This is a genomic window from Candidatus Amarolinea dominans, from assembly GCA_016719785.1.
In the GTDB taxonomy this organism is placed as follows: Bacteria; Chloroflexota; Anaerolineae; order SSC4; family Amarolineaceae; genus Amarolinea; species Amarolinea dominans.
Window position 1 is genome coordinate 52,967 of the sequence record JADJYJ010000035.1, and the last position, 19,593, is coordinate 72,559.

At 63.6% G+C, this 19,593-nt stretch carries 14 protein-coding genes and 1 pseudogene; 12 read left to right on the plus strand and 3 right to left on the minus strand.

Annotation, left to right across the window (positions count from 1 at the left end; genetic code table 11):
- Window positions 1–12 precede the first annotated feature (12 nt).
- From IPM84_27010 to IPM84_27040, 7 genes are all read left to right on the plus strand, one after another.
- Window positions 13–519, plus strand: a complete 507-nt coding sequence (locus IPM84_27010; protein MBK9096342.1) for a baseplate assembly protein — start codon at window positions 13–15, stop codon at window positions 517–519.
- A gap of 14 nt (window positions 520–533) precedes the next feature.
- Window positions 534–851 carry a hypothetical protein gene (locus tag IPM84_27015; protein MBK9096343.1) on the plus strand — a complete coding sequence of 106 codons (318 nt, stop codon included), beginning with the start codon at window positions 534–536 and terminating at the stop codon, window positions 849–851.
- A 7-nt stretch (window positions 852–858) separates the two neighbouring features.
- The gene (locus tag IPM84_27020) at window positions 859–1,215 is read left to right on the plus strand and encodes a GPW/gp25 family protein (GenBank protein MBK9096344.1); all 357 of its coding nucleotides are present in this window, start codon (window positions 859–861) and stop codon (window positions 1,213–1,215) included.
- A 1-nt stretch (window position 1,216) separates the two neighbouring features.
- Entirely contained in the window at window positions 1,217–3,634 is a 2,418-nt protein-coding gene (locus IPM84_27025) for a putative baseplate assembly protein (GenBank protein MBK9096345.1), read from the plus strand.
- Window positions 3,631–7,206, plus strand: coding sequence for a putative baseplate assembly protein (locus tag IPM84_27030; GenBank protein MBK9096346.1), 3,576 nt, complete (start codon window positions 3,631–3,633; stop codon window positions 7,204–7,206). Before IPM84_27025 ends, IPM84_27030 begins: the two co-directional genes overlap by 4 nt.
- A 93-nt stretch (window positions 7,207–7,299) precedes the next feature.
- Entirely contained in the window at window positions 7,300–8,688 is a 1,389-nt protein-coding gene (locus tag IPM84_27035) for a hypothetical protein (protein MBK9096347.1), read from the plus strand.
- A 42-nt stretch (window positions 8,689–8,730) separates the two neighbouring features.
- Entirely contained in the window at window positions 8,731–11,031 is a 2,301-nt protein-coding gene (locus IPM84_27040; protein ID MBK9096348.1) for a hypothetical protein, read from the plus strand.
- A gap of 123 nt (window positions 11,032–11,154) precedes the next feature.
- Here IPM84_27040 and IPM84_27045 read toward each other — a convergent pair.
- The 3 genes and pseudogenes from IPM84_27045 to IPM84_27055 form a co-directional block, all read right to left on the minus strand.
- A pseudogene (locus tag IPM84_27045) lies at window positions 11,155–11,810 on the minus strand (response regulator transcription factor).
- 9 nt (window positions 11,811–11,819) lie between these two features.
- Window positions 11,820–12,836: a GAF domain-containing protein gene (locus IPM84_27050; GenBank protein ID MBK9096349.1), complete on the minus strand. Its 1,017-nt coding sequence runs from the start codon at window positions 12,834–12,836 to the stop codon at window positions 11,820–11,822.
- Between the two features lie 195 nt (window positions 12,837–13,031).
- Window positions 13,032–13,883, minus strand: a complete 852-nt coding sequence (locus tag IPM84_27055) for a phosphatase PAP2 family protein (protein ID MBK9096350.1) — start codon at window positions 13,881–13,883, stop codon at window positions 13,032–13,034.
- A gap of 265 nt (window positions 13,884–14,148) precedes the next feature.
- On the opposite strand from IPM84_27055, the gene IPM84_27060 reads away from it, so the two are divergent.
- The 5 genes from IPM84_27060 (at window position 14,149) to IPM84_27080 (ending at window position 19,084) form a co-directional block, all read left to right on the plus strand.
- Complete coding sequence (locus tag IPM84_27060; GenBank protein ID MBK9096351.1) at window positions 14,149–14,451, plus strand: hypothetical protein; 303 nt, start codon at window positions 14,149–14,151, stop codon at window positions 14,449–14,451.
- A gap of 54 nt (window positions 14,452–14,505) precedes the next feature.
- Window positions 14,506–14,886, plus strand: a complete 381-nt coding sequence (locus IPM84_27065; GenBank protein ID MBK9096352.1) for a hypothetical protein — start codon at window positions 14,506–14,508, stop codon at window positions 14,884–14,886.
- The gene (locus IPM84_27070; GenBank protein MBK9096353.1) at window positions 14,877–15,563 is read left to right on the plus strand and encodes a hypothetical protein; all 687 of its coding nucleotides are present in this window, start codon (window positions 14,877–14,879) and stop codon (window positions 15,561–15,563) included. The genes IPM84_27065 and IPM84_27070 overlap by 10 nt, the downstream gene beginning before the upstream one ends.
- Window positions 15,515–16,291: a fused MFS/spermidine synthase gene (locus IPM84_27075; protein ID MBK9096354.1), complete on the plus strand. Its 777-nt coding sequence runs from the start codon at window positions 15,515–15,517 to the stop codon at window positions 16,289–16,291. Before IPM84_27070 ends, IPM84_27075 begins: the two co-directional genes overlap by 49 nt.
- Before the next feature lie 204 nt (window positions 16,292–16,495).
- The gene (locus IPM84_27080; GenBank protein MBK9096355.1) at window positions 16,496–19,084 is read left to right on the plus strand and encodes a hypothetical protein; all 2,589 of its coding nucleotides are present in this window, start codon (window positions 16,496–16,498) and stop codon (window positions 19,082–19,084) included.
- Window positions 19,085–19,593: the final 509 nt, after the last annotated feature.

Genomic DNA, 19,593 nt, shown 5'->3' on the forward strand with positions numbered 1-19,593 from the left:
GAGATGAAAGAGATGAACAAGTACTACGGCAAATATCGCGGCACCGTGTTCAATAACATCGATCCGGAGCAGTGCGGGCGCATTCAGGCTTTCATCCCCGACGTGTTGGGCATCGCTCCTTCCAGTTGGGCGATGCCCTGCTTCCCGATCGCGGGCAAGCAGATGGGGGCGTATATGATCCCGCAGATCGGCTCGGGGGTGTGGATCGAGTTCGAGCAGGGCGATCCGGACTTCCCGATCTGGGCCGGTTGCTTCTACGGCATCGTGGCCGAGGTGCCGCCGCTGGCGCTGGCAGGCAACCCCGCCAGCCCCAACATCGTGCTGCAGACATCGCTGCAGAACACGCTGGTGATCAGCGACCTGCCCGGCCCGACTGGCGGAATCATGCTCAAGAGCGCCACGGGCGCCACGATCATCGTGAACGACACGGGAATCACCATTCAGAACGGCAAAGGCGCCAGTATCGTCATGGCCGGCCCCACGGTGACCATCAACAACGGCGCGTTGGTCGTGATGTGAGATAGGAGCAAACGATGCCAGGATTCGTGTTACACGTGGGCGCCACTGTCTTGTGCGCGCATGGCGGGCAGGCGCAGCCGACCGTCCCGAACCCTCGCGTGCTGGTGAGCGGCCAGCCGACGGTGACCATGGCCGCGCCGTACGTGGTGGCCGGGTGCGCATTCGCGCCGGGTGCGCCCAGCCCATGCGTCACCGCCCAGTGGATCGTCGGGGCCACGCGGGTGACCAGCAACGGGCAGCCTCTGCTGCTGCTGGACAGCCAGGCGATCTGTGCGCCCAACGGCACGCCGCTGATGATCGTGGCTACGCAGGCGCGCGTGACAGCGCAGTGAGGCAACTATGAACATTGCTTATCCATTCCGCTTCGACGGCGGAGGGCGCACCGCCACTGCTGACGATGACCGCCACATCCGTGACTTGATCGAGGGCGTGCTCTTCACCAATCCTGGCGAGCGCGTCAACCGGCCGGACTTTGGCAGCGGCCTGGGGCAACTCCTCTTCGCGCCCAACAGCCCGGAACTGGCCACCGCCGTGCAGTTCCTGGCGCAGGGCGCGCTGCAACAGTGGCTGGGGGACTTGATTGCGGTTGAGCGGGTGCAGGTGGACGCCGTGGATTCCGCCCTGTCTGTGCAGGTAGATTACGTCGTGCAACGCACGCAGCGGCGCGGGGCCGCGCAGTTCAGCCGGGAAGCGTGAGATGAATACCCAATATCGCTGTGCAAACTCCGTCCGGCGCACGTTGGTGCGCGATACCAAAGGCAGCAACGGCCAGCCAGTGGTCAACGGCATTGACTACCTGGAGGTTGACCCGGCCGATCACAAGAAGCTGCTGGTGTACTTCGTCCATCCCCTGCCCGGCCAGCCGAACGGCGTGCCCGCAGCCCCGGCCCTGGGGGCGGACGCTGTCGTCATCACGGGCGGGGTCCGGGTCACGGCCATCGGCATCCTGAAGGTGGAGCCGGCCGGGAACGTTTTGACCGTGACTGTGGGCAGTGTGGGCGACTTCTCGACCTACGTCCTGCGCCTGGTCTCACCGGTATCGGCCGAAGGGACGCCGCCGGCCGGCTTCGACCCGCAACTGGCCGAGGTGGCGTTCTCGTTCAGGGTACACTGCCCGAGTGACTTCGACTGCGTGCAGGCCGAGGTGTGTCCCGAGCCGGCCCTTCCGTCACCCCCGATCAACTATCTGGCCAAGGACTACGCCAGCTTCCGCCGTCTGCTGCTGGATCGCCTGGCGGTCGTCATGCCGGATTGGCGGGAACGCAATCCGGCTGACCTGGGGGTGGCGGTGGTCGAAGCGCTGGCCTATGCCGGGGACTACCTCAGCTACGCCCAGGACGCGGTGGCTACCGAGGCCTACCTGGGCAGCGCGCGGCGCCGCGCCTCGGTGCGTCGCCACGCTCGGCTGGTGGACTATGTCATGCACGACGGGGCCAACGCCCGCACCTGGGTCTGCTTCGAGGTTGACCGGGACCTGATCGGGACACCCGACAAGCCGGTATTGAAGACTGGGCGGGCCATCACGGCGCAGGCGGACCCGTCGCTGGTTTTCGAGACGCTGCACCCGGTCATTTCGCTCAGGGTTGAGCGCAACCCGATGGCCTTCTACACCTGGAGCGATCCGGACTGCTGCCTGCCCAAGGGCGCCACGCGCGCGCACCTGACGGGCAGCGCCGCCGATCTCGACCTGGCCCAGGGAGACGTGCTGATCTTCGAGGAAGTGCTGGGACCGGATAGTGGGCGCCGCGAGGATGCCGACCCGTCCCACCGCCACGCGGTACGCCTGAGCGCCACACCCCAGGAGCAGACCGACCCGCTGTCTGAAACGAAGGTGCTCGAGGTCCAATGGCACGCTGAGGACGCGCTGCCCTTCCCCCTCTGCCTGCGCGAGTTCCCCGATCCTGCTGGCCCCGGCAAGAGATTGGCTGTCACTGTAGTACACGGCAACGTCGCGCTGGCCGATCATGGCCGGACGGTGGAAGAGAACGAGGCGGCCGGGACGCTCACCCCGACGATCGTGCTTATGGGCCGCCCTTATCGGCCCCGGATCGAGGAAACCGGCTTGACGCACGCGCTGCCCTACGACGATAAGGAGGCGCGTACCAGGCCGGCCGCGGCCGCGCTGCGCCTCGACTTGCGACAGGTGCTGCCGGTCATCAAGTTGCATGGCGAGGGTGCGTTGTGGCGGCCCAGACACGACCTGTTGAACAGCGGTCGCTTTGCGCCAGAGTTCGTCGTGGAGATGGAGGAGGACGGGCGAGCCACGCTGCGTTTCGGCGATGACGCGCTGGGCCGGCGTCCGGTCGAAGGAACAACTTTCCGGGCATCCTATCGCATCGGCAACGGCCCGGCCGGCAACATCGGCGCCGACGCGTTCGACCGGCTGGTCGAACCGATCGCCGGCGTCAAGGTGCGCAACCCCATGCCTGCCGCCGGCGGGACCGCCCCCGAGCCAACGGAGCAGGTCCGGCTGTATGCGCCCCAGGCCTTCCGCTCCCAGGAGCGCGCGGTCACCGAGGCCGACTACGCTGCCGCCGCCGAGCGCCACCCCGGCGTCCAGCGCGCCGCAGCGACACGACGCTGGACAGGTAGTTGGTACACCATGTACGTCACGGTTGACCGGCGCGGCGGCCGGCCCGTGACCGCCGACTTCGAAAATGAGATGCGCCTCTGGCTGGAGCGCTTCCGTCTGGCCGGCTACGACCTGGAGATTGACGGGCCGCGCTACGTAGCTCTCGACATGGCGTTGACCGTATGCGCCGCGCCGGGGTACTTCCGCAGCAGCGTCAGGAAAGCGTTGCTGGACACCTTCAGCCGCAACAGCCTGCCCGATGGCCGCCGCGGCTTCTTTCACCCCGACAACTTCACCTTTGGCCAGGCGGTCTACCTCAGTCAGATCATCGCGGCGGCCATGCAGGTGCCGGGCGTGCAGTGGGTGGATACCGAAGAAGGGCCGGGCAAGTCCAATCGCTTCCGGCGTTTGGGGCAGGACGCCCACGGCGAGGTCGCCGAAGGCCGCATGACGCTGGGCCGCCTGGAGATTGCCCGTCTGGACAACGATCCCAGTGCCCCGGAAAATGGCAAGCTGGAGTTTATCATGGGGGGTGGCCTATGAGCAACACCGACGATGTCCTCGACACCTGCGGGTGCTGCGAGGCGAGCATCCCGGAGCCGACCGTGGTTAACCGTCCTGGACTGCCGGCGCTGGCCTATCGGATCGGCACGCATGGTACGTTTCTGCGGCGCATGCTGGCCCGTCTGCCCAGTCAGCCGATCCCTGACGGCCCGCACGCGGGTCAGCGCCCCCTGGCCGGCCTGACCACGCGGGCGATCGCCGATCCGGCGATCGCGCTGCTGGACGCCAGCGCGGTCATCATGGACGTACTGACCTTCTACCAGGAACGCATCGCCAACGAGGGCTACCTGCGCACAGCTACCGAGCGGCTCTCGGTGCTGGAGCTGGCGCGGGGAATCGGTTATGAGCTAAGCCCAGGTGTGGCGGCAAGCGCCTTTCTGGCCTTCACTGTGGACACGGCCACCGGGGCGCCACCGACCGCCATCATGCCGAAGGGCACCCGGGTGCAGAGTATCCCCGGCCCCGGCGAGCTGCCGCAGACGTTCGAGACAAATGCCGGGATCACCGCGCGCGTCGAGTGGAATGCGCTGAAGCCGCGTCTCACCCGGCCGCAGGAACTGGCGATCCGGGAAACTGATAACAAACTTTATCTGCTCGGCATCAGCACACGCTTCGGCGATCTCTTGGACCAGCCGATGACGGACATGTATGCGCTTGACGCCGGCCTGGCTGCCGAGCTAAAAGACATAACGGAGGCCCAGGCGGCAGAGGTGCAGCGGGTCTTCTTCACCGGCGTCAATACCGGTCTAAAACCCGGCGATATCGTGCTACTGGTGGGCAAGCGGTCCGATCCAGGGGACCTGGTGACGCTCGTGCGCTCGATCGGACAAGTCACGGCCAATCCGGAATTGAACCGCACCCAAGTGGATTTCGAAGATGAAGTGACCGCCGAGCCACCAAAGCCGCCTTCTTTCACACCCCAGGTCCACAAATTCGCGGTAGCCAAGCTGGTTCAGCTTGCTTTCACGGCAGACAAGATCAAGACGTCGGTCGTCCGTCAGAGCTGGCGCGAAAGCGAGTTGAGCGCCTTTGTTGCCGTCCAGGGCTGGAGCCGAACAAAGCTGACGCTCAACATCAACTACACGCCGCCACCGCCTCCTGCGCCGCCCCTCGCGCCGGCCGATCCGGGCGCTTTTGCGTTCCGGTCACGGCTCGGCATCTTCGGCCATAACGCGCCGTATTTCCCCAGCTTGCCGGCCGTTCCCCACAGTAACTACTTCATCCCATGGGATGACGGCAGCGGTCTGTCCATCTGGAAGGATTCCAGGAAACCTGCCGACGCTCCGGCCGTCGCGGTTTATTACACCGGCGCCGATCTCTATCTGGAACGTAACGTGCCTGGCCTGGCGGGCAGCGGCTGGGTGGTTCTGGAGCGGCCGATCAATCACTACGCAGCCTACCGGTTGCGCTCTGCCACCGACGCATCCGTGGCGGGCTTCGCCATGAGCGCCAAATCCGTCGGCTTGAAATTGGGCAAGCCCGATGATAAAGCCACGGAACTTCAAGCGGACACGACCGACAGGCCCGAAGATTTCAGGGTGCGTAACACGACGGCACACGTCCAGAGTGAGCGCCTGGTGCTTGCCGAGCTGCCCATCGAAGATCCGATCGCGGCCAAGAGTACTGAGATCCAGCTCGACCGCATGCTGCTCGGTCTCCAGGTCGGCCAACCAGTGGCGATCACGGGTGAGCGCGACGACCTGCCGGGAGTGACCGTCAGCGAGATAGTGATCCTCGCCGACGTCATCCACGTCGGCGGCTTCACGACGCTGGTCTTCCCCTCGCCGGGCCTGAAGACCACGTACGTCCGCAAGACCGTGACCCTCAACGCCAACGTCGCGGCCGCCAGCCACGGCGAGACCGTGACGGAAGTGCTCGGGGCCGGTAATGGCGCGCAGGCCAACCAGCGCTTCACCCTCAAGAAGCCGCCCCTCACCTACACATCGTCCGCCGATGCGAGTGGTGTGCAAAGCTCGCTGGAGGTGCGCGTGGACGGGGTGCGGTGGGAGGAGGCGCCGCGGCTGTATGGCCTGGCGCCCACCGACCCGCGCTTCAGCGCCCGCGCCGGTGACGACGGCAAGACGACGGTCGTCTTCGGCGACGGCGTCACCGGCGCGCGGCTGCCCACCGGGGTCGAGAACGTCACGGCAACCTACCGCAGCGGCATCGGCCTGGGCGGGATGGTGGGCGCCGGCAAGCTGACGCTGCTCCAGTCGCGCCCCTTGGGCATCCGGTCGGTGATCAATCCGACCCCTGCGACGGGCGCCGCTGACCCGGAAAACCGCGACAGCGCCCGGAGCAACGCGCCGCTGACGGTGCTGACGATGGATCGCATCGTCTCGCTGCGCGACTTCGAGGATTTCGCGCGTGCCTTCGCCGGCATCGGCAAGGTAAAAGGCGTGGCGCTCTGGCGCGGCGAGACGCACTGGGTGCATGTCACCGTGGCGGCCGAGGCGGCGGTCGGCGACGATCCCGATGCGGCCGCCTCACCCCTGGCCAGCCACCGGGTGGATACGACGTCGGAGCTGTATACCTACCTGGTAGAGGCCATGGCGGCAGCGAGCGACCCGTCGCAGCGCTTCCGCGTCGATACTTACCAGCCCGTGTTCTTCGACCTGCGGGCGCGGATCGTGCGCGACGCGCGCTACCGCTGGGCCGATGTACAGGCGGCCGTCACGACGGCCCTGCAAGCCGCCTTCGCCTTCGGCGCGCGCACGTTCGCCCAACCGGTGACCGCGGCCGAGGTGATCTCGGTCATCCAGCGGGTGGCAGGCGTCGTGGCCCTGGATCTCGAACAGCTCTACCGGCTGGACGGGCCGCAGCCCAGCCCCAGCACGATCCTCGAGGCGGCGCTGGTACGTTGGGAGGCGCAGGAGGAAGCTCCGCAGCCTGGCCGAGCTGCTGCTGATCAACCCGCTCGGCATTGGACTGGAGGAGATGCTGCCATGAACGACGCGACCCAAGAACGCCTCTACGGCCTGCTCCCTGCCATCTACCGCCTGCGCGATGCGGCTGAGGGCGAGCCGTTGCGCGCCCTCCTGGCGGTCATCGGTGATGAGCTGGGGCTGGTCGAAGACGACATCTCCCGCCTGTACGACAACTGGTTCATTGAGACGTGCCAGGAATGGGTCGTGCCGTACATCGGCGACCTGCTGGGCGTCCAGGGGCTTTACCCGATCCAGGCGGCGGGCTTCACCCAGCGGGCGTATGTGGCCAACACCGTCGCCTACCGGCGCCGCAAGGGCACGGCGGCTGTGCTGGAGCAGTTGGCCCGCGATGTGACCGGTTGGCCGGCCGTGGCGGTCGAGTTCTTTGAACGGCTGGTTACGACGCAGAACGTCAACCACGTGCGGCCCCACGCCCCTGCGATGCCCGACATTCGAGACGCAAATCAGCTCGGATTCCTGGGTGGGCCGTTCGACCGTACGGCGCACACCGCGGACGTACGGCATATTGACAACGGCCGCGGCAAACACAATATCCCAAATGTTGGTTTGTTCCTGTGGCGCCTTCAGGCCTATCACATTGATGGCGTCACCCGCGCCAGGTAGCCTCGAACGACGAGCGCCGGTACGCCTTCCAGCCCGCCAGGCAAGAATCAGTCGCTTTATCATCTCGCCAGGACGGAGGATAGCATCACCCAAATGGCGCAGCCGCTGGACGTCCCGCTGGCCCTTAGTCGGCGCTTCCTGCTGCGCAACCTGGATGCCTGCTACGGCACAGAGAACGAGCCTCGAAGCCTGCTGATTCGCGCTGGAGGCCAGGTTCGGCCCATTGGCGATATCCTCGTCTGTGACCTATCGGACAAGCAAGGCGGAGGATGGGCGCATTCACCGCCGGCCGGCAAAGTGGCTGTTGACCCGGAACTGGGCCGGATCGCGTTCGGGAGCGATCCCGCCGGCGCCATCGAGGTGGGCTACACCTATGGCTTCGGGGGTGACCTGGGCGGCGGACCATACGACCGCCGCGATTCTGTCGAAGACTTCCTGCGGGACTTTGCGGCCAGTCAGAACACCTGGCAGATGGGCGTAACACAGCAGCCGCCCGTCGGGGCTGGAACACAGATCGTGACAACCCTGGGCCAGGCCGTGCAGGCCTGGAACGACCAGCCCGCCGGCGCCCAGGGCATCATCGCGCTCATGGATAGCCGCACCTATCGGGAGGATCTGGTTGGTGCGCTGGCGATCCGCATCCCGGCCGGCAGCCGGCTGCTGCTGGTCGCCGCGGGGTGGCCCGAGGAGCCGGACGCGTCGGGGCAGCGCATCGCCGGGCGCATTGCTCCCGCCGACTTGCGGCCCCATCTGCACGGCGCGCTTGAAGTAATCGGCACGGCGCCGGCCGGCGCCCTGCAACCAGGTGCGTTCGCACTGAACGGCCTGTTGGTGGAAGGGACTGTCACCATGTTGGCTGGCAACCTGGCTGAGCTGCGTCTGGCACATTGCACACTTGTACCCGGCAGCTCCAGCCTGGCGATCAAGATGGAAAACCAAGCGGGGCAGGGGAACGAGAACCTGACTGTGAGGCTCAACCGCAGCATCTGCGGCCCGCTCAGCCTGCCGGAAACTATCCGCGCGGCCAGCATCACGGCCAGCATCGTTGGCGGCGATCTGAGCGGCCCTATGTTGGATGTGCAGGCAAGCACGGTGTTGGGCGCGACCCAGGCAGCGAGCCTGGAGGCATCGAACAGTATCTTCGATGGTATGGTGATCGTCGAGCGCCGCCAAATCGGCTGCACCCGCTTCTGCTACCTCCCGTTCGAGTCGCTGGCGCCGCAACGGTATCGGTGCCAGCCCGCCGATGCGGCGTCGGCCGGGCGCATCTTCCCGACCTACGCCTCCACAACCTACGGCGAGGCGGATTACGGGCAGCTTGCCGGCACAGTTGACCCTGAGATCGGCACTGGCGCCGAGGACGAAGGCGAGATGGGGGCTTTTCACTTTCTGCAAGCGCCGCAGCGGCTCAAAAACCTACGCGTGAGCCTGGACGAATACCTGCGCTTCGGCCTGGAGGCCGGCGTTTTCTTCGCTTCCTGACAGGGAAGCGCACTTGTATGTAGAGGAGATAGAGGAGATAGTATGAAAGGCGATTTCTCACGTCTGACCTTCCGACGGGATAAACACTATAGCAGCGTGCGTATGCAGCAAGGCAGCGTTCTGCTTGACGCAGAATGGAACGAACAAGCCGATATCCAGGCGCAGCGCGATCAGGCAACCACGCGCGACGTGATCGGACCATCCGGGGCGCCTGCGTCCCCGCTGGGGCAATTCAGGAACTTCCAGGTCAGGATCGCAGGGAGCGCCTTTGAGATCGCCGACGGCCAACTCTATGTGGATGGCATCCTCTGCGAAGCCACAGAGATCGTCCCGTACGATGCCCAGCCCGACTACCCAGGCGCGCCCGCGCTCGTCTCGGGCCAGGCTTACCACGCCTACCTGGACGTCTGGGAACGTCATCAGACCGCCCTGGAGCAGTCGGGCGACGACCAGCCACAGATTCGCGAGGTGGCGCTCGGTGGGCCTGACACGACGACCCGCCTCAAGACCATCTGGCAGGTGAAGGCGCAGGCGTTGGCCAACGCGGCCGCTACGTGCGCCGACTTTGGCCCGGATTGGATCCCTGACGGGGTCGCGGGCGCCGGCAGGTTGCGCGCCGATGCTGCGCCGGCGCAGCCTGCCGCCAACGACTGCCTCGTCCCGCCGGGCGGGGGCTATCGCCGGCTGGAGAACCAGCTCTACCGGGTGGAGATCCACGAGGCTGGCGCGCCCGGGACCGCCACCTACAAATGGTCACGCGACAACGGCAGCATCCTCACGAAGGGGGTCAAGGTTGACGCAACGACGCCGGCCGCGCCAGTCATTACGGTGTCCGATCCGGGCAAAGACGCCGTGCTCGGCTTTGCGGCGGCCGCGTGGGTGGAGATCAGCGACGAAGAGCGCACCTTGCGCAACGAACCCGGTGTGTTGCTCGAAGTCACTGCGGTCAAGGGGGACAGAATTACGCTGAAGAACCCGGCCAATTTGGCGCTGGCAACGGGCACCCGGCCGACCGTACGGCGTTGGGATGGCATCGGAACGGTCCAGATCGGCACACCCGAGGCGCCCAAGTGGGTGGAGCTGGAAGATGGCGTCATGGTGGAGTTTAGCGACGGAGCTTATGTGTCGGGCGACTACTGGACGGCGCCAGCCCGCAGCTTGACGGGCCAGGTCGAATGGCCACGAGGGGCAAGCGGCCCGGTCTTCGAGGGGCGTCATGGGCCTACGCATCACTACGCTTCGCTGGCGCTATTGATCCCCGCGGGGGATACCTGGACGGCGACGGACTGCCGCAAGCTATTCCCGCAGTTGACCGCGTTAACGACCCTGCTGTACGAAGGCGGCGACGGCCAGGAGGCGCTGCCGGGCCAGCCGCTGACCCTGCCGCTGCGCGTACGCGTGGTGAATGGCCAGGCGCCGGTGATCGGCGCGCCGGTGCAATTCGCGCTGATGGCGGGCGGCGGGAGCCTCTCTGCCAATGCGCCGGTGGCTACGATTGCGCCTGATGGCATCGCCGAGTGCATCTGGACGCTGGGCTTAGACGGTCCGCAGCAGGTGCAGGCCGTGCTGTTGGACGCCGGCGGGAACGCGGCGCCGGGTCAAGTCCTGGACTTCAACGCCACGGTCAGCGTCGCCAGCCAGGTGGCCTACGACCCGACACAGTGCAACAACCTGGGTGGCGTCAGTACAGTCCAGGAGGCCATTGACAAGCTCTGCGGGCTCCTCGGCGTCGGGCCGCAGGACGAAGTGGTCCACATTGTGGAGGTGCTGGCGCGCGCGGACGGGGGCCCCATCGAGAATGACGGCGACCTGCCGGTCGAACGCCTGCTCGCCGGGATCGAGATCGTCTGCGACCGGGATATTTTCCCGGAAAGCGTCAGCAACCGCGTCGATCGGTTCCAGAACGCTGTCTGCTTCGTGACCCTCGACCTGCCCTTCCCCAGCCGGACGCAAAGCCAGGACTGGCGTGCTGCCCCATTGACTGTACTGGGTTTTCAGACCATCACCCTGGCAGCCGAAGTGAGTTCGGAGGGCAACAACGTCATCCGTTGGCGGCCCACAGAACCTGCAAGTCAGTGGCTGAGGACATCAATGTTCAGTGCAATAGAGGGCAATACTCACGGCCAGATAGGGGCAGTCCTGACGCGGCTCACCCTGAAGGGCAACTTCATCTGGTCGCGTGACACCGATCCGGAGAAGCCCGAGATCTACCTTGACGGAAACACCTTCGGTGCGTTCGTCAATGGCCGCACGGCGGCCAGACTGCCCCGCGGCGACGGGCGACGCGGCGGATCTCGAAATGTGGTTCTGGTTGCAGGCCGGGATAGCATGACGACTACCTGATCTGGGGCGTCGCCACGCACCGGCACTTATTGGCGCTTGAGCACGACCTGGTCCCCTTGCGATGACCAGGTTCCACGAGGAATGTCGTCGCTGCGGCTACGCCTCTTCCGTCATCGCCGTCCGTCAACCTTCCCGCACTGCGCAGAGCGCGCCCTGGGTGCGGCTGGTCAGGTGCAGTTTGCCGAGGATCCGGCTTACATGGTGCGCACGGTCGGCTCGCTGACCGCGATCCGGTCCGCAATCTCCGGTTGCTCAGCCCCTGGGCAATCAATTGAGCACCATCATTTGCGCGCCGTGAGCGCTTCCGGGGCAGGTTGTTGCTCGACTGGGCGCGCGATTCTTGCAGGAGCTTGCGGGCAATGGTCGGATGAAGGGATGGCTCGCCGCGATGCACCTGGCGGATGGCCCGCACGAGTTCCTCAGGCGAGGAGTCCTTGAGCAGGTACCCTGGGCGCTCCCGCTTTGATCGCGGGAAAACCTTGTTGTCGGCCGCAAAGCTGGTCAGCACGAGGATGCGCGCCCGTGGCTGACGGCTGATGATTCGGCGCGCCGCCTCGATGCCGTCCATGCCAGGCATCAGCAGGTCCATCAGGATAACGTCAGGGTGGGTCTCTTGGGCACGCAGCACCGCTTCCTGGCCGGTATCGGCTTCCGCCACCACCTCGAACCCGTCGGTTTCCAGAGAGCAGGGCGCGGATACCCTTGCGCACGATGGCATGGTCATCAACAATCAAGACACGAACGCTCGGTTTTGCCAACCGAGCGCCTTCTTCCGTCATATGGTCACCTCAACCTTTACCCGCGTGCCCTCGCCAGGCATGCTTTCGTACGTCAGTTTCCCACCGACGCGCAGCGCGCTCGGCGATGGTACGCAGCCGCCCCGCCCTCGACGGGCACCGCTTGCGGATCGAAACCCACGCCATCATCCACCACTTCGAGGGAAAGGGTCGCGACGGTGAAGTGCAGATGCACGGCCACATGCCGGGCCGCCGCATGTTTGCGCACGTTGTTGAGTGCCTCTTGCGCGATCCAGTAGAGGTCGCCCTCGATCGCGATGGGCAACCGCCGCTCTCGACGCGGGTTTCAGTTTGCAGACCCGCGCGACCTCGACGGCCGCCAGGCGCAACTGCAATGCGGCCACCAGCCCTTCCGTCTCCAGCACTGGCGGGTGCAACTGGAAGATGAGGAGCCGCATGTCGCATCCTCCTGCGCGGTCTCCTGCAGATCCTGCAGATAGCCTGCCGTGACCTTCTTTGTTTGTCGGCCGCCAGCGCCAGGGCCGCGGCGTTGGCATACAGGGTCACGCTATAGAGCGATTGTGTGACCGAATCGTGCAACTCACGGGCCAACCGTTGCCGTTCCGCCAGCACGGTTAACTGCTCCGCCTGCTCTTGCAGCCGGGCGTGCTCGATGGCCATCGCGGCTTGGTTGGCGAATACGGACATGATAGGAACGTCGTCCTCAGTGAAGCCGCCCACCTTATTCACCACGTCGAGCACGCCGATGACCGCGCCGTTGACGTGCAAGGGCACGGCGAGCAACGCCGTGAGATCCGAAGGCCACTGGTAGACCTGGACCTGCGCGAAGGAAGCTGGATCATTCAGCCGCACCGGCGCACCCTGGCGCACGACCTGACCCGCCACGGAGCCGTCCACCGGCACCGGTTCGGCCGCTGCCAACGGCTTGCCCAAGCGATGCTTGACCTCCAGCCAGGCCTGGTCGGTCAGCAGCAGGACCGCGTTGCTCGTCGCCCCGACCAAGCCCTGGGCCTCGGCGCAGACGATGTCCAGCACTTGTTCCAGCACTGTTTTTTTGGAGCAAGCTCACCAGAAGGCGGTTGAAGCCCGCCTCGGCCAGCCGCCGTTGCAGTGCATCATTCAGTTCGGCGTTCTTGCGCGCCAGCGCCGCGCGCGCTCTCTCGCGCTCGTCAATCTCGGCCTGCAGCCCATTCAGAATTTGGCGTAGGCGCAAGATGACTACAGGATCAGAAATCTGGTAGGTCATGATGCTACCTCCTGTGCTGATTTTACCCGATCTGGCATTTTTTTCAACATACGTAATTGAACATCGAAGACATCAATGAAGACATCAATGAAGACATCAATGAAGACATCAATGAAGACATCAATGAAGACATCAATCACCCTCATCCGGATGGCAACGACGGCCCATAGCCACAGGGAGGCGAAGGTGATCGAGCCCAGGGTGTCGCTGGGGTAGTGTACGCCCAGGTAGATACGGCTGACAGCCACGACGAGTACCACGCTGCGGCGCAGATGGCCCCGGCGCGGTGACCCTGCCGCCATAGAAAATGGCCAGGAGGCCGTAGACGCGCACCGAGGTCGTGACATGACCGCTGGGAAAGCTGAAACCGCTTTCGACGACCAGGGTGGGAAGAGCGCAGGTCGCGGGCGCGCGAACAGCAGTTTCAGCACCATGTTGAGTGCGGTCGCGCCGACGAGGCTGATGGCGACGGTCGCGGCATCAAGCGCGCGGCGCCGCCAGAGAAACCAGCCGGCGAGGACCAGCGCCAACCCAATGGCCCCGGCCTGCCCGGCCTGGGTAACGACCCGCATGACCGTATCGAGCCACGGTCGGCTGAACTGGTGCAGCGCCAGGATCAACGGTGCATCCCAGGCAAACCCCTCGCGGAACCAAACGTCCTCGGCCAGCTCCGTGAAGACGGCGACCAGCGCTAACAGGATACCTAACCCGACGAGCCAGCGCAGCACCATGCCCCGCGGCGGGGATGCTGCCCCAGGCACGCAGCGTTGCATCTTTGACATCCCTTTGATCAGGGAGAGGGCCAGCGGACGCCGGGCGGTCGGGCGCACGGTACTGATAGTATACATGGCTTCCGGCTAATGAGGCAAACGATTGACTCACCCCCACCTCCGTGCAATCCCCGCGTCGCCACTGGGCTGAGGTAGAGTGGCCCGAACCAATCACTTGTCAATCCACTTGGGGAACTTCCCTCACGCTCGATTTTGCGAGTTGTACAGTCTCGCAAAGATGACTATAATGAGAGTGACGCCTCGACATGGGCAGTTGCAGCTTGCATCCGCGCCGGTTTTCAAGAGGCCGCCAATCGAATTCCACGCTTGAGGTTCATCGTCCGTGCCATCCTACTACGCGCTCAGCATCCTCCTTTCCGCCTTTCTGCTCTTCCAAATCCAGCCGATGATCGGCAAGACCATCCTGCCCTGGTTTGGCGGCACCCCAACCGTCTGGTCAACAGTCCTGTTGTTTTTTCAGGTGCTCTTGACCGCCGGTTATGCCTATGCCTATTGGCTGCTCGGCCGCGTCCGTGGCCGCTGGCAGGGAACAGTCCACCTGGGCCTGCTCGCCCTTTCGCTCGTCTTGCTGCCAGCCACGGCGTTGCTGTGGCGTTCACCGCCGCCACCGCCCGCCAGTTGGTGACCGCTGGACGGTGATTTCCCCGTCTGGGACATTTTCAGAGTCCTGGCTGTCTCGGTGGGCATCCCCTATTTCCTGCTGGCCACCAACAGCACCCTCATGCAGGCCTGGTTCAGCCGCGACCACGCGCAGCAAACGCCCTATCGCTTGTACGCGCTGTCCAATGCCGGCTCGCTCGTGGCCCTGGTCAGCTATCCCCTCATCTTCGAGCCACTGCTGACGCTGCGGACGCAGGCCTATCTGTGGACTGCAGGGTACACGCTCTTTGTCGCCGTGGCAGCCTGGCTGGCCTGGGCGAATCACTGGCCGGGCGCGCGGTCGCAGAGCAGCCGGGGACGCCGGAAAGTCAGCTTGGCGCGGAAAAACGCTCCCGACTCGGCGTCTATGCCCTGTGGCTTGGCCTGGCCGCATGCGCCACCACGCTGCTCATGGCGGTGACCAATCAGGTTACCCAGGAAGTGGCCGTCATCCCCTTCTTATGGGTGCTGCCCTTGACGGTGTACCTGCTGACCTTCATCCTGGCCTTTGCCGGCGGGCGTTGGTATTCCCGCCGGCCATACCTGGCCGCCTTTTTCATCCTCAGTCTCATCAGCCTGTGGATGCTCGTGAAGTCTCCGCCGTTCAGTATCAGCGCCCAACTCATCGTCTACACACTGCTCTTGTTCAGCGCGTGTATGCTTTGCCATAACGAGCTGTTCAGGCTGCGCCCCTCGCCCCGCGGCCTGTCGTCGTTCTACCTGATGGTGGCGCTGGGCGGCGCGCTAGGCGGCATTTTCGTGACCCTGGCCGCGCCGTTGCTGTTCGCCACCGGCTTCTGGGAACTGCAATGGGGATTGGTCGCCTGCGGCATCCTGCTGACCCTGGTTCTCCAGGCTGACAGCGCGCCGGTCGTGCGCAAGCGCGGAGTCAAGGCCTCTGTGCGCCACGCCGCGCCACGCCGCTTCAAGCCGGCGGTGTTCGCATCCGCGGCTGCGGTGTTCGTGCTGGGTCTCTTGATCGTCCTCATCATGCGCGCCATCTCCACCGACACCCTCGTGGCCACGCAACCTTCTACGGCGTCCTCCGGGTGTGGGAGATCAACACCGCGCAGCCCGAGCTGCTGGCCTATCAACTGACGCATGGCAGGACCGCGCACGGCTTTCAATTTGCCGCCAACGAGATTCGCAAAGTGCCCACGGCGTACTACAGCGAGCCGAGCGGTGTGGGCCTGGCGATCGCCAATCACCCGGCCCGCCCCGGCCCCTTGCGGGTGGGCGCGCTGGGACTGGGCATCGGCATCATCGCCAGCTATGGCCAGCCGGGTGACGTCTATCGCTTCTACGAGATCAACCCCGACATCATTCGTATCGCGCAGGGCGAGGATGGCCGTTTTTCGTTCTTGCGCGATTCGGACGCCGACATTCAGATCGTCCCCGGGGACGCGCGCGTTTCACTCGAACGTGAATGGGCGGCCGGCGGTTCGCAGCGCTTCGACCTGCTGGTGCTGGACACCTTCAGCGGCGACACCATCCCGCTGCATCTGCTCACTCAAGAGGCCTTCGCCATCTACCAACAGCACCTCAACCCCGGCGGCGTCATCGCCATCAACGTGTCCAACCGCATCTTCGACCTCAGCCAGGCGGTCTACCGGTTGGCGGATGAATTTCCAACTTGGCGCGCCCTGATCGAGCATCCAGGCGACAGGCTGCAAAGCTACGACTCGCTGTGGATGCTGCTCAGCCGCGAGCCGGACTTCCTGCAATTGCCTGCCATCGCCAGCCGCAGCACACCCCGCCCCGCCTCACAGGCAGCCGCACGCCTGTGGACAGATGATTACAGCAATCTACTTCAGATCATTCGGTGAGTAACGCTTTAAATCAACCCATTCTCGTCAAGCAAACGCCTAAAGTTGCAGCCAGGCGCTTTTTCATTGTTCGACAATAAGACACCCTGGATCGAGCTGAAAAAAGTTGGAAGAGATTGACAGGAAGATGGAAGACCAGTGAGAGAAGAACTCAGTTATACTAGGTGCGCTACGTCATACTCTTGATTCAATGTGGAGGAAGTCATGAAAAAGCACGCGTATCTGTTGATTCTGATGATCATCATGTTGGTTGGCACTCCCATTGTGCCGGCTGCTGCCCAAGACGGCCCACCGGTCATACCGGGAGCCTTCGAGGCAGGTGACAAAGACAAAATCCTCCAAGGCGCATCATTTCAGCACGATCAGGCAGCGCCGACACCGATGCCTCCTGGTCAGCAAACCGACAACGCCATACCCTTAGCTGAGGGAGGCCCCGATGATTTTGGCTATCGCTGGAGTGAGTTGAGTCAGGCTGACTGGTTCGATGCCACAACCGGGACTAATACAGGGATCACAGGCGACGATGTCTCCAGCCTTGTAGACATTGGGTTTTCCTTTCACTTTTATGAACAAACCTGGAGCCAGGTGTACGTCAACACCAATGGTATTCTCATTTTTGGGCAGTCACACCATGGCTGTTGCGGTTCGTCCCCTATCCCTTCACAGAATGCACCCAACAACGTGGCTGCCGCCCTCTGGAATGATCTCACCGTAGGTGCTGCTTACAACACAGGGGCGATCTATGTCTTGCGGGGCGGTTCAGCGCCGAATCGCTTCATGGTCATTGAGTGGTTGCGCGCAACCTATTGCTGTGCGCACGGCGCGACTGATTACAAAACGTTCGAGATTATCCTGTACGAAAATGGCAACATGGATACGCGCTACCTTGATCTGATTGGCCTCCAAAGAGCGCGTGTGGGAATTGAAGACAGCACAGGCACTGATGGGCTTGAGTACACCGAGCAAGCAACGAACGGCAAGGGTGTGCGATTCACGCGGCCGATTCCAGCGGCGCGCGCACATGTATCCGCAATCGCCCAGGGGCAGTTTGTTTTTCCTGGCAAGGCAGCCGCGTTCCCTGTCTCTATCCGAAACACGGGCGATCTAGGCAGCGACACGTTTGATCTGACAGCCTCTTCAGGCTGGCAGGTTTCGTATTTTCAGCAAGATGGCGTGACGCCCCTGGGTGATACGGACGGAGACAGCCTGGCAGACACGGGGCAGCTGCAACCAGGTCAAGCGATCGCAATCAGTGTTGCCGTGCAAACGCCGCCGAATGTCGGTATCGGGGTCTATAACCAGGCCGCACTTTTCGTCACATCGTCGCGCGACACGAACGTGAATCGCACCGCTGCCCTCAGGACCTCTGTGCCGGCGCCGTTCCGCCACGCCTACCGTGACTATGGGGCAGGTAATGGCGTCCGCTTATACCTGGCAAGGCCGGGAACTCAGACGACCCGCAGGCAAAGCCCACGACAGTACGATGGGTATAGCGAAGGGAGCCTGGCGCTGAGCGCAGGCCCTTCTGGTGGGTTGTTTTATGCCTGGGTCAGGGGACGTTGCCTGGATCTGGTGTGCAGCCACACGACGAATGAGATCAAGTATGTCAATGTCAACGGTTTTGGCGAGCCAACCACACTCCCGCGAACGTTGGTGGACCACAGCCAGGCGCAGATGGACACTTACGACCAAACCCCCGCGCTCGCAACACTGTCCAACGGAACTATAGGAATCGTATGGGTCAGGACCCTGTACAATGACCAATTTCAGTTCAATTCGAATATGTTCTTCGCGATCTTGGCTGCCGATGGCAGCGTGACGGTTCCACCAATCAGACTTACCAATAACGCAACCTGGGGAACCTGGAATGATCTGAACGTGCCGCGTTTCAATGTGCCTCGCATTGCAGGAACTGATGATGGGCGGTTTGTCATGGCCTGGCAGCGTGCTCACCAGGAAACGGGTGGCTGGGTGAGCAACATCTACATTGCCGTGCGCGACGCCGTGGGGCAGCAAGTCAAACCGGTCTCAGCCGTGACCGCTGACACGCCAGGTGATTCGAGTTTTGAACGCCCAGTGCTGACCCCCTTGGCCAACATCGCTACATTTTTGTCCTGGCTGTCCAAACGCAATGGGGATGATGACATCTACTTTATGGCCCTCAATAGCTATGGCGACCCCGTGAAGTCGGCTACCAATCTTTCCGTAGACGAAACAGTCGTCGAGTGGAATAACCACGATGCTGTCCAACTTTCGGACGGTCGTATCGTCGCCGTGTGGGAAGCATGGGGATGTTTTCCGGGAGAATGGAAGCCCCGGCTCCGTTTTGCTGTGCTTGACGCCAATTACGACCGCGTGGGCAATCCGGTCTGTCTCGGCATCGCTCCTGGCGCCTCCGGCGGCGATGGTGAGGCATCCATTGCCGCCGATCCGTACGGGCACGGAATCATCACCTGGATGGATTGGGGCACGCTCACGAAACTCTATTATGCGCTCATAGATGGTAACCGTAACGTACTAACACCGCCGATGATCTTCCTCACAAGCGCATCAGAAAATTCCTACATTTTCTCCAGCTTCGAGGGTCACGGTACAGCGGCCTATGACTGGGCGCCGCCCGGCGGGGTTGATGGCGCGGTACGACTCGAGAACAACCAGCCAGAGGTCGCTGCCGGCGCCACTGCCGACGTCACGGTGCATTATGCCAATCATGGTTCAACTATCGCGACCGGCGTTAAGCTGGCGCTGACTCTGAATGGCGGTATGACCTATGTCAGTGACACATCGGGATAGGTACCCACTGTCATAGGGAATCAGGTGTCGTGGCCCTGCGCCAGACCTGCGCCTTTTGGGAGGCGGCGAGTTCGACGTTGTTCTCAGGCTTCCGACCGGATCTTATGGACACCAATACACAGTAACGGCGGCCATCAGTTCCAATGGTCCGGACACCACCCCAAGCGACAATGTGGCAACCACTCAGTTTGTGGCGTTGGACCGAGTTCGTGTCCCCGGAATTCGTATCTCCATCCCGTAGGTGACAGCGTGAGTGCTGATCGGAAAAAAGCTCAGTCAAATCTTGAGATTGATGTACCCCAGGGGCGCACGCGTGATCTGCTCAACCGGCATTCCGCCGGCAGGCGCGCGACTCTACAGGCAGCCGCGCAAAATTTAAGGGCTTGACCCATTCGGTGGTAAAATGGCGCCCATGAAGGAGGAGCTTTTCATGGCTTACGATAAGATTGTTATCCCCTCAGAGGGTGCGCGCATCAGTGCGCGAAGGGAAAATTGCTCGTGCCCGATCA

Excerpts from the sequence above, each read along its gene's own strand:
- IPM84_27010 (MBK9096342.1), top strand. The coding sequence starts at position 13 with ATGAACAAGTACTACGGCAAATATCGCGGCACCGTGTTCAATAACATC.
- IPM84_27015 (MBK9096343.1), top strand. The coding sequence starts at position 534 with ATGCCAGGATTCGTGTTACACGTGGGCGCCACTGTCTTGTGCGCGCAT.
- IPM84_27020 (MBK9096344.1), top strand. The coding sequence starts at position 859 with ATGAACATTGCTTATCCATTCCGCTTCGACGGCGGAGGGCGCACCGCC.
- IPM84_27025 (MBK9096345.1), top strand. The coding sequence starts at position 1,217 with ATGAATACCCAATATCGCTGTGCAAACTCCGTCCGGCGCACGTTGGTG.
- IPM84_27030 (MBK9096346.1), top strand. The coding sequence starts at position 3,631 with ATGAGCAACACCGACGATGTCCTCGACACCTGCGGGTGCTGCGAGGCG.
- IPM84_27035 (MBK9096347.1), top strand. The coding sequence starts at position 7,300 with ATGGCGCAGCCGCTGGACGTCCCGCTGGCCCTTAGTCGGCGCTTCCTG.
- IPM84_27040 (MBK9096348.1), top strand. The coding sequence starts at position 8,731 with ATGAAAGGCGATTTCTCACGTCTGACCTTCCGACGGGATAAACACTAT.
- IPM84_27055 (MBK9096350.1), bottom strand. The coding sequence starts at position 13,883 with ATGTATACTATCAGTACCGTGCGCCCGACCGCCCGGCGTCCGCTGGCC.
- IPM84_27070 (MBK9096353.1), top strand. The coding sequence starts at position 14,877 with ATGGCGGTGACCAATCAGGTTACCCAGGAAGTGGCCGTCATCCCCTTC.
- IPM84_27080 (MBK9096355.1), top strand. The coding sequence starts at position 16,496 with ATGAAAAAGCACGCGTATCTGTTGATTCTGATGATCATCATGTTGGTT.